This window comes from Microcoleus sp. B13-B6, from assembly GCF_036705405.1.
Classification (GTDB): Bacteria; Cyanobacteriota; Cyanobacteriia; order Cyanobacteriales; family Microcoleaceae; genus Microcoleus.
The window spans coordinates 4,845-20,936 of record NZ_JAUBUJ010000056.1 but is presented as its reverse complement, the minus strand read 5'-3'; the positions used below and the strand labels follow the sequence as shown (position 1 = coordinate 20,936).

Annotated in this window: 15 protein-coding genes; 6 read left to right on the top strand and 9 right to left on the bottom strand. The window is 43.1% G+C overall.

Going from position 1 to position 16,092, the window contains the following annotated elements:
- Positions 1-52 precede the first annotated feature (52 nt).
- A complete protein-coding gene (locus QUB35_RS22910) occupies positions 53-508 on the bottom strand; it encodes an aspartyl protease (protein ID WP_333107888.1) in 456 nt (151 codons plus the stop codon).
- Positions 509-572: 64 nt separating this feature from the next.
- On the bottom strand, positions 573-1,028 hold the full coding sequence (locus QUB35_RS22905; RefSeq protein ID WP_333144007.1) for an aspartyl protease: 456 nt from the start codon (positions 1,026-1,028) through the stop codon (positions 573-575).
- Positions 1,029-1,148: 120 nt separating this feature from the next.
- Here QUB35_RS22905 and QUB35_RS22900 point away from each other — a divergent pair, with 120 nt between their 5' ends.
- Complete coding sequence (locus QUB35_RS22900) at positions 1,149-2,441, top strand: pentapeptide repeat-containing protein (protein ID WP_333144006.1); 1,293 nt, start codon at positions 1,149-1,151, stop codon at positions 2,439-2,441.
- 182 nt (positions 2,442-2,623) lie between these two features.
- Positions 2,624-3,679, top strand: coding sequence for a mannosyltransferase family protein (locus tag QUB35_RS22895; protein ID WP_333144005.1), 1,056 nt, complete (start codon positions 2,624-2,626; stop codon positions 3,677-3,679).
- 37 nt (positions 3,680-3,716) lie between these two features.
- Here the strand turns inward: QUB35_RS22895 and QUB35_RS22890 are convergent, their stop codons facing one another.
- Positions 3,717-4,340 (bottom strand): TenA family protein, encoded by a 624-nt coding sequence (locus QUB35_RS22890; RefSeq protein WP_333144004.1) that lies wholly within the window; start codon positions 4,338-4,340, stop codon positions 3,717-3,719.
- A gap of 165 nt (positions 4,341-4,505) precedes the next feature.
- Here QUB35_RS22890 and QUB35_RS22885 point away from each other — a divergent pair, with 165 nt between their 5' ends.
- Together QUB35_RS22885 and QUB35_RS22880 are read left to right on the top strand one after the other, a co-directional pair.
- Positions 4,506-6,443: a hypothetical protein gene (locus tag QUB35_RS22885; protein ID WP_333144003.1), complete on the top strand. Its 1,938-nt coding sequence runs from the start codon at positions 4,506-4,508 to the stop codon at positions 6,441-6,443.
- A gap of 56 nt (positions 6,444-6,499) precedes the next feature.
- The gene (locus tag QUB35_RS22880; protein WP_333144002.1) at positions 6,500-7,465 is read left to right on the top strand and encodes a glycosyltransferase family 2 protein; all 966 of its coding nucleotides are present in this window, start codon (positions 6,500-6,502) and stop codon (positions 7,463-7,465) included.
- A gap of 113 nt (positions 7,466-7,578) precedes the next feature.
- Here the strand turns inward: QUB35_RS22880 and QUB35_RS22875 are convergent, their stop codons facing one another.
- Positions 7,579-8,703: a glycosyltransferase family 4 protein gene (locus tag QUB35_RS22875; protein ID WP_333144001.1), complete on the bottom strand. Its 1,125-nt coding sequence runs from the start codon at positions 8,701-8,703 to the stop codon at positions 7,579-7,581.
- Between the two features lie 70 nt (positions 8,704-8,773).
- Complete coding sequence (locus tag QUB35_RS22870; protein ID WP_333144000.1) at positions 8,774-10,144, bottom strand: condensation domain-containing protein; 1,371 nt, start codon at positions 10,142-10,144, stop codon at positions 8,774-8,776.
- 501 nt (positions 10,145-10,645) lie between these two features.
- On the opposite strand from QUB35_RS22870, the gene QUB35_RS22865 reads away from it, so the two are divergent.
- The gene (locus tag QUB35_RS22865) at positions 10,646-10,942 is read left to right on the top strand and encodes a hypothetical protein (protein WP_333143999.1); all 297 of its coding nucleotides are present in this window, start codon (positions 10,646-10,648) and stop codon (positions 10,940-10,942) included.
- 301 nt (positions 10,943-11,243) lie between these two features.
- The gene (locus tag QUB35_RS22860) at positions 11,244-11,675 is read left to right on the top strand and encodes a hypothetical protein (protein ID WP_333143998.1); all 432 of its coding nucleotides are present in this window, start codon (positions 11,244-11,246) and stop codon (positions 11,673-11,675) included.
- 552 nt (positions 11,676-12,227) lie between these two features.
- On the opposite strand, the gene QUB35_RS22855 is transcribed toward QUB35_RS22860, so the two are convergent.
- The 4 genes from QUB35_RS22855 to QUB35_RS22840 form a co-directional block, all read right to left on the bottom strand.
- Entirely contained in the window at positions 12,228-12,428 is a 201-nt protein-coding gene (locus tag QUB35_RS22855; RefSeq protein ID WP_333143997.1) for a hypothetical protein, read from the bottom strand.
- A 298-nt stretch (positions 12,429-12,726) separates the two neighbouring features.
- A complete protein-coding gene (locus QUB35_RS22850; protein ID WP_333143996.1) occupies positions 12,727-13,509 on the bottom strand; it encodes a hypothetical protein in 783 nt (260 codons plus the stop codon).
- Positions 13,510-13,674: 165 nt separating this feature from the next.
- A complete protein-coding gene (locus QUB35_RS22845; RefSeq protein WP_333143995.1) occupies positions 13,675-14,604 on the bottom strand; it encodes an LD-carboxypeptidase in 930 nt (309 codons plus the stop codon).
- A gap of 179 nt (positions 14,605-14,783) precedes the next feature.
- The gene (locus QUB35_RS22840) at positions 14,784-15,755 is read right to left on the bottom strand and encodes a transposase (RefSeq protein ID WP_333143994.1); all 972 of its coding nucleotides are present in this window, start codon (positions 15,753-15,755) and stop codon (positions 14,784-14,786) included.
- Positions 15,756-16,092: the final 337 nt, after the last annotated feature.

Below are 16,092 nucleotides of genomic sequence, written 5' to 3'. Positions count from 1 at the left end.
ACATGAGAGGAATCACAGCCCAGAGGTTTGTGGTGCGGTAAACGCCGATCGACTAACCCATCAGATATGTTTGCTGATTGTTCATCGGCAATACTCGCAGCCGTTGATTTTTCAAATCGGGTTCTAATCCTAGTTCTTCCATTGGAATCACGCCCAGCAAAACAGCAGAAACGCCTTCGGGCAATTCTAAACAATCAAATCTCCCTTCTCTCCCTTCTACAATAATTTGAGCGCCGGCAAAAATTCGACCTGTTGTGATGCCAGCCGATGTTTCTACATCTCTTTCTCCTACTTGTTTTAAACCGATTTGGCTAATAATGAGAGCTGGCAGGGAAAGCAGTGTCGCTCCGGTATCGACAATCACCTTATCGATCGTCACAGAGCGAACTTCCTCAGCAGAAATGAATCCCCGTTCAGCCATAACTAGATCGATGAAATTCGTGACGGCGATTGTTGTAAGAACTTGACCCATTTGTTTTTCTTGCAGATTGGGGAGTACGAGTGTCATAATTATGTTACCTCTTTGAGTGGATTTTATGGTACATCTTTGGGCTGTTTCGTCCGCTAGAATATTAAACCATCAGATATGTTTGTTCTTCATTCATCGGCAATACTCGCAGCCGTTGATTTTTTAAATCTGGTTCTAAGCCTAGCCTTTCCATCGGAATCAGGCCCAGCAAAACCGCATCAACTCCTTCGGGCATTTCCAGGCAGTCAAACACTGCTTGTCGCCCTTCAACTTCCAGCATTATATCTTGAAAAATCCGCCCTTTTCTGATTCCCGCAGCAGTTTCTACATAGGTTTCTCCAAGCTGGCTTAAACCCAACTGGCTGATAATGAAAGCTGGTAAGGCAAGCAGAGTGGCTCCGGTATCTACTAAAACTTTATCGAGAGTTAATGAACGAATTTCACCCGCAGGAATGAACCCCCGCTCAGCTAGGACTTGATCGATGCGATTCGTTACGGTGATTGTTGTAAGAACTTGACCCATTTGTTTTTCTTGCAGATTGGGGAGTACGAGGGTCATAGTACGTTACCTCTTTTGAGTGTAATTAGTGGAGATTTCTATTGTAATATTATCTAGAATACTGCTAGGTTAGTTAAAATCGTTTTAGTGATCGGCTAAAATTAGAATTTGCCTCAACGCATGACACCAGAAAACAACTCTTCTCAACCCAATCGCCCTGAATCTAACGTGACTGTAGAAAGTCAGAACGGTGCGAACCCTACTGTGCCACCAGAATCAGGGACAATCGTCGCTACTGCTGAACCGGAAAAACCGGTGCCGCCGCCTCCAACTCGCAAGGTTTTTCTGCCCCAGCAGCCGGAACAAACGACTGCTGAGAAGTCGGGGGCGGCGCTGACGCTGGGGTTGATCGCAGCGATGATTTTTGGGCTGGCCAATGACAACATTTGGCTGGGCTTAATTGGCGCTGTCGGTGCGATCGGCATATCGCTGCGACTGATGTGGCCGAGTTGGGGCAAAATCTGGGCGCAGGTAATTCCGCCGACTTGGCGCACTCTGATCGTCGCCTGCTTCGGGCTTTTAGCTGGGATTGTTGGCTTGCTGATGCTCAGCGGTAGTAATACTGAACCGGGAAGCCGCAACATCCAAATCAACTGGGACGCCATCGGGGCTCTCGGCGAGTTGATCGGCGCTTTGGGCCAAATTTTGATCGCAATTTTGGGCGTTTACGTGGCTTGGCGGCAGTACGTGATCTCGAAAGATTTGACGATTCAGCAAAATCGAATTACGCAGCAGCAAACGATCGATGCTTATTTTCAAGGGGTTTCGGACTTAGCCCTTGACGAACAAGGGTTTTTGGAAGACTGGCCGCAGGAAAGGGCGATCGCAGAAGGCCGCACGGCTGCGATTATGAGCAGTGTAGATGCTGAAGGTAAAGCTAAAATTCTGCGGTTTTTGTCGCAGTCTAGATTGGTTACTCCTCTGAAGCGCGATCGGCTTTTAGGCCGCCCCATCTTTGACGGCGACGGCGGCTACGCTGAAGATAGAGAGCACGGTATCCGCGTTATCGATCTCAATGTCATGTTAGCGGGTGCTGACCTGGCTGGCACCGATTTGCGGTGGACGGATTTGAGCGAAGCCAACCTCGTCCGCGCCAATCTCAGCAAGTGCGATTTAGTGAAAGCCAACCTCTCGCGCGCTGTCTTGTACGACGCCAATCTCGCTCGCGCCGACATGAGAGCAGCCGCATTATTCTACGGCTCGGCACAAACTGCATCTCCCCGCAGCCGTACCGAATTTCCCAACTATCAAACGGGGGAACATACTGGCGCTGTGGTTGAACGTGTTGATTTCACCGGTGTCAAGCGGCTGTCGGAGGAGCAGCGCTATTACTGCTGCGCTTGGTGCGGCTCGAAGTCGAGAGAGACTATTCCCGGCGGCTGCGAAGGGATTCCCAATAAACTGGGACGTTAAAATTAGCAGTACGGCTGTACTTGCGTATATATTTGGCGATCTCGCTGGCAGCGGACTATACTTGAATTCTCAATCTACAGTCTTGCGCTGTTTTAGGGATGACAAATACTGATTTAGGGTTAGAAGTAATTGGGCACCGTCCGCGCTCCAAAAGCAGGGACGGGCTAATTTTTGTAATTGCTATGTGGTTTCTGAGCCGATCGGTAATTGCGATCGGGATGCAGATAATTGCTCCTTTAGCCTCCCTCCCGCCAGAGGATTGGGCCCCTCTAAGTTTTGCCAGTGGCTTCCTTCCCAAAAGTGGCTGGGAACTGTTTTCGCACTGGGACGGTAAATGGTACGTCCAAATCGCTAATTTAGGCTACACCTATGCAGATGACGGGCCGAACTATTCTGTGGCTTTTTATCCCCTGTTTCCTTTGCTGATGCGTGGGTTGACGACTCTGGGAATGCAAGTGGAAGTAGCAGGGGTACTCATCAATAGTTTGGCCTTTCTGGGTGCCTTAGCCGTGGTCTACTTTTGGGTGGAAGAGCGATACGATACTGGTGCAGCCAAGTGGACAACTGCTGTGCTAGCTTGGTGTCCGTTCTCACTATTTTGCACTGTCATATACACAGAAGGATTGTTTTTGTTCCTGACAGCATCGGCTTTACGAGCTTTTGAAAGGGGCGAGTATATTTGGGCGGCTTTTTGGGGAGCTTTGACGACTGCTACTAGAGGGCCAGGAGTAGCCCTGATACCTACTTTTTTGCTGACAGCTTGGAGGGAAAAAAGACCTCCCCTGGCTTATGCTGCGGGTTTTGGTAGCGCGATCGGGTTTTTTTCATTTATTTTATATTGTGCTATTAATTTGGGAGATCCTTTAGCATTTATTCACATCCAAAAACACTGGCCTCAGCCTACTTGGTGGGAGATATTTAAGGACTTGTTCAGTTTCAGCTTGTCCGGTGCTACTAAAGTTGGGATGGTTTTTGGCGGTGGCTTTTTGTTGTGGTATTTACGAAAAAGGTTGAGCATTACAATCATTTGCTTCGGTTTTTGCTCTTTGGCCCTGCTGGTTACTTCGGGAGCTTTACACTCGGTAGAGCGCTACGCTTACGGTATTGTGCCACTGTCAATAGGTGTTGGCTTGTTATTGGCGGATAGGCCTCGTTGGGGTTACGGGTTGATGGGATTGTTTGGTATATATCTGCTGCGCTTTTCCGTGAGATTTGCTAGTTGGCTGTGGGTAGCTTAGGGGCGATCGCTCTTAATATCTTTTGCCCAAACTTAATTTACTCTATTTCCCAAGCTGCCTGAAAAAAGTCTCTTTCGCACAGCATGGCGTAGTGATAGGTTGCTTCTACTTCCGGCGTCGCTTCGGCGTAGCGATCGACCAAACTTTCCAGCCGCTTTGCTAAAATCTCAAAATCCGGGCTGCTATAGGTGGAAATCCAGTCCCTAAAGGCGTGTTCCGGTATATTAGGTTTAGCTAGCTGCTGTCCCAAAAAAGCATACAACCGCAAGCAAGGAGTCATGGCGGCTACTGTCAAACCTACACCACTCCCCCAGGCTGTCGCTAATAAAAAATCTGTGTAGCGGCGGGTAGCAATTCCCGGTTTTGCCTCTTGCAAGTTTACACCCCATTTGGCTGCATATTTTTGATGCAAACGAAGTTCTTCTAAAACGCCGCTACCGAGATTGTGGAGAATTTCAAACCCCTCCCAGTCGGGTGCTTTTGCCGCAGCGATACTGTAAGCGCGAGCGAATGCTCCCAGAAAAAATGCGTCTTGTGCAACGTAATAGGCAAAACTATTTTGGGGCAGGCTGCCGTCAGCAATGCCTCTGACAAAGGGATGTTGCAGACAAGCTTCGCTTAAGTCTTGATTGGCTTGCCAAAGATAGTTAGAATTAGCCATGATTTGTTTATCTCTCCGTTATGATGGTAATTGTTAGAGGACTTACGCAAACCACATGGTTTATACTATAAAACAGTGGGGAAAGACAACCAGGAATTAACAATAAAACCTGGGTTTTAGCCTTCCCGCGCTGAGCGTCCTGTCTTAAATTCAGGCTCCCAATCTATGATAACAGATATATTCGGCTTGATTCCATTGGTGGCTCTGGGCATTTTGTTTCTCATATTTCATAAAATAGATAATTGTTGGCGCAGCGCTATTTTGTCCGCAGCAATTGTGGCGGGAGTTATTGTTGCTTTATCTACTGAAATTTTTAGTTTATTTAGGTTGCTGACTTTTGAGTGGGTGTTCGGGCTGTGGTTGGTAGTAGATATTCTGTTGTTGATTTTTTATCTAAAATTTAAAATTGTCCAGCCAATTGTGGAGAAAAATCAAGATGAGAAATTTCCGAATTTCTTACTGGGGTTGCTAGGCGGTGTATTATTTATTTTTGCTGCGGTGGGCTTGATTGCTGTAGTTGCACCGCCTAACAATTGGGATTCTATGACTTATCACATGAGCCGGGTTGTGCACTGGATGCAAAACCGTAGTGTCGAGCATTATCCTACTTCTTATGTGCCACAGTTGTATCACCCGCCTTGGGCTGAGTTTGCGATTATGCACTTTCAGATTTTAAGCGGGGGCGATCGCTTTGCTAATTTGGTACAGTGGTTGAGTATGGTGGGAAGCGCGATCGCAGTTTCTTTAATTGCTAAGCAACTGGGCGCTAATTTACGCGGTCAAGTTTTTGCTGCTGTTTTTGCTGCGACTTTGCCAATGGGTATCCTCCAGGGTTCTAGCACTCAAAACGATTATGCTGTATGTTTCTGGGTAGTTTGTTTTGTTGGCTGCGGTTTAGCAGGACTCTCCGCAGGAATTACCGGGTTTAATACTTTTAAAATTGGTGCTAGTTTGGGTCTAGCTCTCTTGACAAAAACGACAGCTTATATATTTTGTTTGCCTTTTATTGTTTGGTTTATTGTAGGAGGAATTAAAAGTTTTCGGGCGAAAATGCTGCCACCAATTTTGATAATAGCCACGGTGACTTTAGTTTTGAATATCGGTCACTTTTGGCGAAATTACGATTTATTCGGTTATGCGATCGGAGCACCTCAAAGTTTTACTAAAGAATATAAAATAGAAGTATTTACCCTGCCAACTTTTCTGTCAAATGTAATTAGAAATTTAGGTATGCAAGCCGGTACGAGGATTTCCCGCATTAATGGTATAATTGTTGGAGTGATCAACATCCTGCACAGAATATTGGGCGTAGCTACAAACGACCCGCGCATCACTTGGCCTCCCGGACAAGTATTTGCGATCGCTACACCGTCATTTAATGAAAACACAGCTACAAATCCCATCCACTTCTGGCTGACACTTGCCACGATCCCACTTATACTTAACACCCCAAGTTGGAGAAAAACAAAAATAGTATTAACCTATTTAAGTGCTGTAATAATGGCATTTTTACTGCTGTGTCTTCTGCTGAAATTGCAGCCTTGGCACAGCCGACATCACATGTCAATATTTGTATTATTTTCCCCACTATTTGGATTAGCCGCATCGGAATTATCAAATCATAAAATAGCGAATTATCTGGTCGCCATTCTGATTGTCATGTCGCTACCTTGGATTTTTCACAACAACTTTCGACCTCTCCTGGGAGATAGTAACATTTTTAATAGCAGCAGACACGAGCTTTACTTTGCAAGTCGGCCGAACATCGAGGTTGCTTACAATACAGCAGTAGATTTTGTTAAATCTAAAAACTGCACGAATATAGGACTGTCATTTTGGGCTAAAAATGTCTGGGAATATCCCTTGTGGGTAATGTTTGCAGAGTCGGGAAAACCAGCACCTCGCATCGAGCACATTTCCACTATCGATCCTGTTGTCCAGCAAAAGCTCAACTCGGAACCTTACAAAAGTTTTACCCCTTGTGCCATAATTTACTCAGCTACAAAAAATGACGACCGACAAGGAAAAGAGATGGTTGTAAAAAATCAAAGTTACCTACAAAAATGGTCAATGGAGCCACTAAGTGTATTTGTGAAAAAATAACCTTTGGATTTATTTGATTTAACAGTTGAAAACCTGATTCCCCTAAATAAACTGCGATGAACGATAGACCTAAGTATTCCTTGATAATTCCCATCTATAACGAGGAAGAAAATTTAGCTGAACTTTACCGGCGAATTAGTGCCGTGATGGCTCGAATGGACGGCCCAGTAGAATTAATTTTAATCAATGATGGCAGTCGCGATCGCTCTCTCGAACTTTTGCGAGAATTGCACGAAAAAGACTCGCGAATTTGTTACCTCAGTTTTGCCCGCAATTTCGGTCATCAAATAGCTGTAACTGCTGGTTTAAACTTTTCTAGAGGTCAAGTTGTAGTCATCATGGACGGCGATTTGCAAGACCCGCCAGAGCTAATTATGGATATGGTAGAACAGTGGCGGCAGGGCTATCAAGTGGTTTACGCTCAGCGCACTCAACGCCGTCAAGAAGGTTGGCTTAAGCGGTTGCCAGCTTATATGTATTATCGCATTTTGCGGAATCTTGCTGATGTTGATATTCCCACAGATACGGGAGATTTTTGTTTGATGGATAGGTGCGTGGTGGACGTACTCAATGCGATGCCTGAACGCAACCGCTACATTCGGGGATTGCGCGCTTGGATTGGTTTTAAACAAACGGCGGTTAAGTTTGAACGTGATCCGCGTTTTGCTGGCGATGTTAAGTATACCTTCAGTAAATCTTTTGCTTTGGCGATGAACGGTTTAGTGTCTTTTTCAAAAGTTCCTCTGCAACTGTCGATTTATTTGGGTTTATTTTCGGCTTTCGTGTCTGTTTTGATGGCTTTTTTGGTTTTGTATTGGCGTCTTTTCTCTGTGGGTTCGGCATTAACTGGTTTGACAATTGTGATTATGGCGGTTTTCTTTTTGGGTGCGGTGCAGTTGGTCAGTATTGGGATTTTGGGTCAGTATGTGGGGCGGATTTACGAGGAGGTGAAGGATCGGCCACTTTATACGCTGGCAGAAGTGGCTGGTTTCGAGCCATTACGTCAAAAAAATGATAAATAAGCAGGACTTTTTTACTATCTGGACGGCTTAAAGATAGCGGTTGTATGGTGGGTCGGCTGAATCACCTGAACCCTGAACCACATTCAAAATGCGGGTTGTGGATTCATTATTTTCTACTTAATTTCAGCCGATATAAACTCCTGATGCCATTGTTGAGCGACTCTATCCCAGCCAAATGAATCTTTAAGTTCTAATGCTTCCTGTCTTAAAGAGTCTTGTTTCTCAGGATTTTTTAACAAGTCAATCACTGCTGCAACAAAAGCATTATTAGTTTCCTCATCGCCCGCAGGCCCCTTAATTCTGATACCTGATTTTACAGTATCATCTAAACCTGCATAAGTTGTCACCACAGGAACACAACCAGCGGCTTGTGCTTTCCAAGCGCTAATACAGAAAATCTCCACAGCAGTATGACAAGGATAAACCCAGATGCCTGATTTGAATAATTCTTCCACTAACTCCTTGTGTCCAATCCTGCCATGTTCATAGACATTTTCCTGCTCGAAAAGTTGTAAAAGTTTTTGCTTTTTATCTGGCAAGTATGGAAATCTCTCAAGATAAGGTGAATTAATTAAAGCATCAATTCCTTGCCAACCATAAAAAATATGTAATTCAACATCGGGCACTTCTTTGAGAACTTGATCCCATTGAGTCAGTAAATTTTCAATACCTCTTCCATAATCACTAATCGAAATTAGCCTTTTGGGATTTCTAGCAATTCCTGTTAAATTGAAATCTTCGAGATTAATCCCATTGGTTGTTAAAAAAATCTTGTCTTCAGGAATCCAGTCTGGCAGCAGAGATTTATGAAAAGTTGACAACATAAAAAGTTTGTCAAAACTTGCCAGAAATTCCACACGCTGAGACTCTTCTAAAGGAGGAAATAATTGCGGGTTATCGTGCATCCAGACAGCAGTTTTTCGGGCTTTCACTTTCATACGCATAGGTTGTGTCCAAACACGATGAAAGATTAAGACATTAAAGTTATCTTGGGTATTGAAGTTATCAACTGACTGATAAATTACTCCATTATATTCCCCTTCCATATCACCGCAGCGATTAAAAACAGTAACCTGGTAGCCTAATTTCAATAATTCTTGGCTTAAGTAAATGATCGCTTCTTCACTTCCGCCAATACCTTTCTTCACAGATAGAGGAGACCAATCTTCTAGATGAAAGGGAAAATTGGAATAAATTACAATTGAGTTATTGTCCCAGTTCATATTATTGGAATTCACAAATAAATAACATTAATATTTTATAATAAAATTATACGTTTGTCAAATAAGTCCCCAAAATCAAGAGGATTTAATTTTGTGTCACTGACTCACACAACATGGTTAACGTCGAATTTGGATTGATACACACTTTTTCTATGACTGTCATCACATCATCAGCAAATAACTGTGCTGTTCGAGCGCTGATTACAGGTTCTACATAAATAAAATTGCAAAATAACTGCTCGTTTAGCGTGAGAACACCTAACCAAAAACAATCACCACTAATATGGTGAGGAGTAGCAAAGTAGAATTCCTTAACCTTTAGCTTATCGGCTTGATGCCGAAATTGAAATTTGCCTCTATTAGAAATTGCAAAAAGATTATTTCTTCCCATAGTATCTTCTTTACTCAAGATAGACTTAATCACGAGTTCCTTCATGGAATCCATGTCAAGATTACGTAATTTACCTTGTTGTAGTCTAGTTATATGGACACCGCTAATTAAAGAATCATGTATTTGGGATTTACATTCTCTAGCTAAATCCCCAAAAGATGTATTTGGCTCAACTAACTGATTAAAACCCAGCACAGATATAAAACAACCTAGATTTTGGTCTGTGATTTCAGGCTCACAATATTTTCTCAAATCTACAGGTAAACCATAGGAGAAATTTGCCTGTGTATCTATTGATAGTAATTTACCAGCAGCAAATAGCATTGCCGCACACATAGCACCATGCACTGTGGTTTTTTGTTGTTTGCATTTATCAATTAGTATCTTAGTCTTTTCTTGACTAAGCATTCGCGGTAACATCCGAGTTAAACGTTCGTTAGCGGATGCTTGATGTTCAATAATTAATTGGGGTGGTAGAGAGGGTTGTTCAGTTGCGAGTGGATGATTTTCCCTTGGTTCTTTACTGGTAATATTATAAGTAACTAAATTTTCTATGGGCTGAATAAATTCTAGGGAGTCTACTTGAGATATATTCTCTCCATCCTTGATTTTTTGACAATAAAATAACAGGTCATCAATAAAGCGCATACATGATATGCCATCTACAATTCCATGATGAAAGGTAATAATCATTTCACAGGTATTTTGATTCTGAGGAGAATACAAAAGAGTTAGGCGACACAGAGGATTTTTCCCTAGTGTAAATTTTGTATGTATTTCTTTCTCGGCAAGTTTAATTGCTTCATTTTCATCTTTTTTGTATATAATTTGGACTGGAATTTCCGTTATTCCTGACGATTGAAAATATAATCCATCCTCAGACTCAACAATGTAAACTTGGAGCATGGGATGACGCTGTTGGACTAATTTAAGAGCTTGTTGAACAACATCCGGTGTTAAAATCCCTTCCAGATAGACAACATTTACAATTAGTCCACCTCCCACGTCATGGCCGAGCGCCATCCACATTTCTACCAAACCAAGTTTTCTGCTGAAAGATTTCATTTGGATTTTCTCTGATTTCAAAGTTTATCTACATTTATGCAATTGCTCAATTATCCAAAATTGAGTGGTTTGTAACAATACTCCGGACTATTTTTAAATAGGGATGCGATGCCTTCGGCAAGCAACGCTTACGCAATAAAGCACAGAAGCGAAAAAAGTGAGTGCAATCTGAACCCAAAATGAACAGAAAAAAAGGCGCTCTTTTAGGTTAAGCTATAAAATCACACAATCTTAACAGATTCCATTAGGAAAATTATGGAATCCATCTTACAACAAATGCCGAGGATTAGTCAACCCCAAAAGAAGTTTTTAATCACTTTATTCTAAAATATTTTGCTGATCCTTTTGTTTTGTCAACTTCACGAATCTCAGTCGTTATAGTTGTTTGAGCGAAAAAACCTACCGTCCTCTCTTTCTCAAAAGCTTTAACTTTCCACCATTTAATCAATATTTGCTCGAATCTGCCTTAAATCCTGAACACACAGTCATTGCTGGTATTGAGTGTTTTTTTTTATAAAAACTGGCCAAAAGACTGACGGTAAAGCTTATTTTTATAAGGGTGTAGCTGGTAAATCGGAACAGGGGTTGGAAATTCCTGTAATTTCTATTGTCGAAATAGATAGTCGTTTATCTTATAGCTTAAGCCTACAGCAAACTCCATCACGCCCTCAAATAAAGCCCGCGAAAAAATGCCCCAAAATCCGAAGAATTGCTGGTCGAAAAAAAGTCGAAAAAAACCGGAATTTTCAAGTTCAAAGCCTGACATCACAAGAGTTGATGACTATGCAAAACATTTGAATAATACTCGTTATTTCTTCCCTAGTTCTGTACGTACAAATGGTCGCTGATGGCTATTAATATCGCTCTAAATTCTGGGATGCTGTGCGGGAGTTAAATTTAAACTTTATTGGCAAGCGAGCGAGTTGATGCTAACTTACGCTATCTCTATAAAGGTGAACAAAAAAACTGGGAGCACCTCACAAATATGATGGTAAATTTAACTCTAGTGATTTGAGTCGTCTTAAATTTATTAAAAAAATAAAAGCGGGAGTTTCATTATATACATTGGTACTAGGCGAGTTGTTGTTTAAATTGCCAGATGAGTTTGGCTTGTATTTCTGAGGTTCAAGCCAAGGGAAATATCAAAAATGCGTTATTGTTTAGCACTGATATTCACCTGCTGCCTGAGCAAATTGTTGAATATTATCAGGCTCGTTTTCATATCGAATTTATTCTTCGTGATGTCAAGCAATTTACGGGATTGTCTGATTGCCAAGCTCGTCATTTACCGCGACTTAATTTTCATTTTAATGCCAGTCTTATTGCCTTCAATTTAGCTAAACATCAACTCTCTACTTGTCATTCATCTGCCAAGTCTTTTGTGTTTTCAATAACCTCTTATAAACGTCTGGAATTCAATAAACACCTACTTTGTACCTTGATTGACAAGTTAGATTTAGACCCAGATTTGATTTTAAATCATCCTAATCTTTCTTCAGTCTTGTCTTATGGTAAGCTGTTCGACATTTAAAGGACAATTGTAGGGTGCGTCAGTACATAAGCGTTTCCCTTGTAAGCGTAAGTGTTCTAGCTGACGCACCTTACCTGGTTCGTTAGTTGTTTAAATGCGTAACAGCTTACTCTGGCTGCTTAAAAACTGTCGGGAGTATTGGCATAAGATATAATGAAGAAAGTTCTATAATGAAAATTAGCGCTAGGAAGTTATTTAGGCAAACAATCCTATTAAGGAATTAAAAATAAATAAGGTGACTAATAGAGCAATAGTTTACCTTGGAGCAAGGCTTCTGGGGTTTAATTGTACAACTTATATTATGTCCGGTCGATTCCCTCCGCTTCGCTTCGCCCGACATCAGGTAGGGGTTCCCCTCACCAACAATATCTGCCAATAATTGACAATCTCAAAAACCCGCCCGACCGGGATATTATGGTCAATCGATCGGACATGATATTATTGATTTTTCATTCCTAAGTCACGAAGAAGTCGCAAAGCTTGCGAAGCAAATTTATGAGAGCAGCATCCGCGAAAAAGTAGAGTCAGAAAACAATATTGGTAAAATGGTGATTATCGACACACTTTAGCCAATCCCGCTTCATACTCTGCATCGACTTCATCAAGTAGCGCATCTAACCGCCCATCCTCCAAATCGTTTTCAATTTGCCTATCCCAAACCTGTTGGCGATACTCTATCAGCCAAGTAGTGAGTTCGGATAGTTCCTTAACTGACAAGTTCATAATTGCTGTTTCAAGTTCTTTAACGCTCATACATTTTGCCACATCATTAATATTATTAATATACCAATAATCCTGAACGCACGGGTAGTCATAAACCAGGTTTTTTCCGAAAGACGCGTTGCAGCTTACAGATGAGCGTGAAAAACCCGGTTATGAAGGTTAGTTGTAGATTATACAGAGCGACGCAGCCGTAAGTATGGTGGGCCGCTGCGAGATTTTCGAGTTTATTTCTAGATTGTAAATAGCGACGTACCCACGGTATTTTTTAGGGTGCGTCGCTGTGACATTTTCGAGTTTATTTCTAGATTGTAAATAGGGACGCACCCTACTATCTCGTCACGCAGACTCCGCCCACCACTACCCGACATTGATCGCGGTCCGCATCAAATCTACTATCATTCCGCCTCGCCGAATCTAAATTTCTACTCCGCGAATTGTAGTAATAATCTCCCGCCGGAAAGTTTCTAGTCGGGACAGCGCAGTAAGTCGAGTCTTGATTTCCATCGTCAAATCTGACTCTCACCATAGAACGTCTCTCGCGACAATCAACAGACCGCAAGCCAAAATCATCTTCCAGAAGCTGTGCTCTGTCATATCGACCGTCATTTCGGCCGTCATCTCGCCTCGTGTACCAATCGTCCCGCGAATTGCGAGATCGTCTGTTGCCCCCATCAATTCCCGAAACTTCCAGCGTGTAGCTACCGCCCCTGGCTGCATCTTTTGCTAACACTAAAAGCTTATAATCGCCAGTACGGGGAATTTGATAATTAAAAGAACGGTCTAGCGTAAAAGCGACTTGTTTGTTGTTCCCGTAAAACAGCACCATGACGGGAGTAAAACCGCGACTTCTATCTGTATCTAAAAAAACTTCAATGTTGTCGCCTTCCCTTGCGCTGAATGTGTATTCTTGACCGCGCAATTCTTCCGTCGGAGTTCCGGGTGTCCACATATTTCGGAAACGGTAAATCGGGGAAGTGCGACGAATTACTCCGTCAATGCGATCGTTATTACCTATCTGTTCGCCAACCGCACTTGAGGAAATTCCGGTAAGTGCCAATCCCGTAACTAGGACTGCGGCAGCAATACTGTTTAACAAGTTGTGTGCTTTCATATCAACCTCTGGAAAATTTTAAAATCTTTTTGCTTTTTTTGTGCCGACATTTGCATACACAATCCATTTTAAATGTAATTTCTGCCAACCGTGTCAACCTCACCCAACCCGGCTATTTAGCGGGTGCAAAATCTCATGTTAAAGTTATAGACGTTGAGCCCTAATCTAAAGTTGCGATCGATCGCCACAAATCAGCAATCCCGATTCAGCGTCGAGACTCGCCATAATTCCCATTGGCAAAGCAGCGTTAACTCCCTCGTGCCCGAAGGGCAAATCCGAGACAATCGGAATATTCAAGTCCCCCAGCCGATCGCGCAAAACCTCTTCAATGCTAAAACTGGGAATACTCGGCTCAATCTCGCAGCGACTGAAGCGCCCCAAAGCAATGCCCCGCACCCCAGCGAAAGCCCCCGCCATCCGCCACAAAGTCAACATTCGATCGACCCTGTAAGGAGCCTCGGAAACATCCTCAAATGCGAGAATAACCCCGGTCAAATCCGGTTGATACGGGGTTCCGAGCAAATGAGAAGCCACAGTCAGATTCGCAGGAAACAGCCGCCCGGTGGCTTTTGATCTGCCCCATCCTTTACCTTGCAAAGATTGTAAGGGACGACCTTCTATGCAGTCAAAAAGTCGATCGACAGACCAATCCGGTTCATCCGCCAAAGTTGTCAGCATCGGCCCGTGAACGCCCCAAATGCCCAATTTGTCGTGATTCCACAGCAAAGCAGTAATGTCGGAAAAGCCGATTAACCATTTCGGGGAATGGGAATTGGGAGTTGGAAATTGGGAATTTGCCCAATCTCCCACATTTCCTTTTTCCAAAAGTCGAGTGCTGCCGAAACCGCCTCGAACACACAGAATACCGCGACAATCCGGGTCATTGAGGGCATCTGCCAACTGTCGGACGCGGTTTTCATCGGAACCGGCCAAATAGCCCCAGCGATCGTCAAAACCCGGTGTTAATTCAAGTCGATAGCCACGGGATTTCCAAATTTCTACACCCCGTTCAAAGTTGGTTGATTCTCGCAAACTGCCACTAGGGGCAATTACTTTGAGCAAATCTCCTGGTTGCAGAAATTTTATGTTAGTCATTAGTTATTAGTTATATCGTGTTTTGTGAATCGATCGTAATTCTGTAGGGGCGGGTTTTACAGACAATTTCTGACTGAAACAGACCATCTCGAAAACCCGCCCCCACCCACCCATAAATACAAACCTACCTTTTCGGATTGGTGCATCGAGCGTAATTACGTAGATACTGTCTAGACAAGTCAAGGGGTAGCAAGTAAATAATTGGGGTCGAAAGGCTTTTGGGACTTTAAAATACCAAAAGCCAAATGCACCAATTTCCGCATCAAAGCACCAATCACCTGCATTTTGACCTGGACACGACCCAATAATCTCTCGCTCATAGCTTTGAGTAACGGATTGTGACGCATTGCCACTACCGCCGGCATATACAATGCTTTTCGCAGTCGGACATTGCCCGTGCAAGATAAACGTGTTTTGCCACGAACACTCGTTCCTGAACTGCGTTCACAGGGAGTTAAACCTGCATGAGCAGCTAACTGACGGGCGTTCTTATAATCCTCAATCCGACCAATTTCAGCTAAAAATACAGAAGCTGTCACATCTCCAATTCCGGGAATTGATGTTAAAAGGTCGCGCTGCTGTTTCAAATGCGGATGTCGGTCAAAATGGTCGCTAATTAATTGTTTTATCTGTGCTTGTTGTTGTTTGAGGTACTCCAAATGTTCCTGGGTAAGGGAAGCAACAGTTGCTGTGGCTGTTTCCAGACGGTTTTGTTCGGCAGTAAACATTTCCATTAAGGAATCTAGTCGTCGCAACAGGGCTTGTAATTCTTTAACTTCTGGTGCCGTAGGCGTCCAGAATGAGGGTTTAACAGCCGCACAAAAACGGGCAATCAGTGCTGCATCTACGGAGTCTGTTTTGGTACGCAGGAGTTCGCTTTTAGCAAACCCTTTAATCCGAGCTGGATTGACTATACTGACCTGATATCCGGCTTGGTAGAGAAATTCTGCCAAGGCTTCTCCATAGATGCTGGTGGCTTCCATGCAAGCATGAACTTCCTCAACACCAAGTTGTTTGAGCCAAGAATGTAAACTCTCAAAACCTGCGCTATTATTGGTGAATTTTTTGAGTCTGGTGCCACCACTTTCTTTCAGTAAAACGACATGAAAGTCTTTTTTACTGATGTCTATGCCTAAAACTTTGGATGTCATGGTTTGCGGATGCTCTGCGCTGAGTGTGAAAGAACAAAACAGGCAATAGAACTAACCTTGTAAATGCAGGCTTTCTCATGAAAACGAGAGCCTAAGATACCGCCTGTGTTTAGAGTGCGCCTGTCATCAAAAATGTCCGCTTATCTACACACCAGACTTGTTTTAGTCGATCGGGAAGGGCCAACTTCACCGATTGCTGATGTCCTTGACTACACTTTCTACTATCTCTCGATCTTAAAGTAAGAAACTTGAAGAGTTTCTTTATATTTCCTCGCTAACGCTGATGCTACCTACATTGGTTCGATCACCTACATCGGTTTGATCGAGAACATCGGTT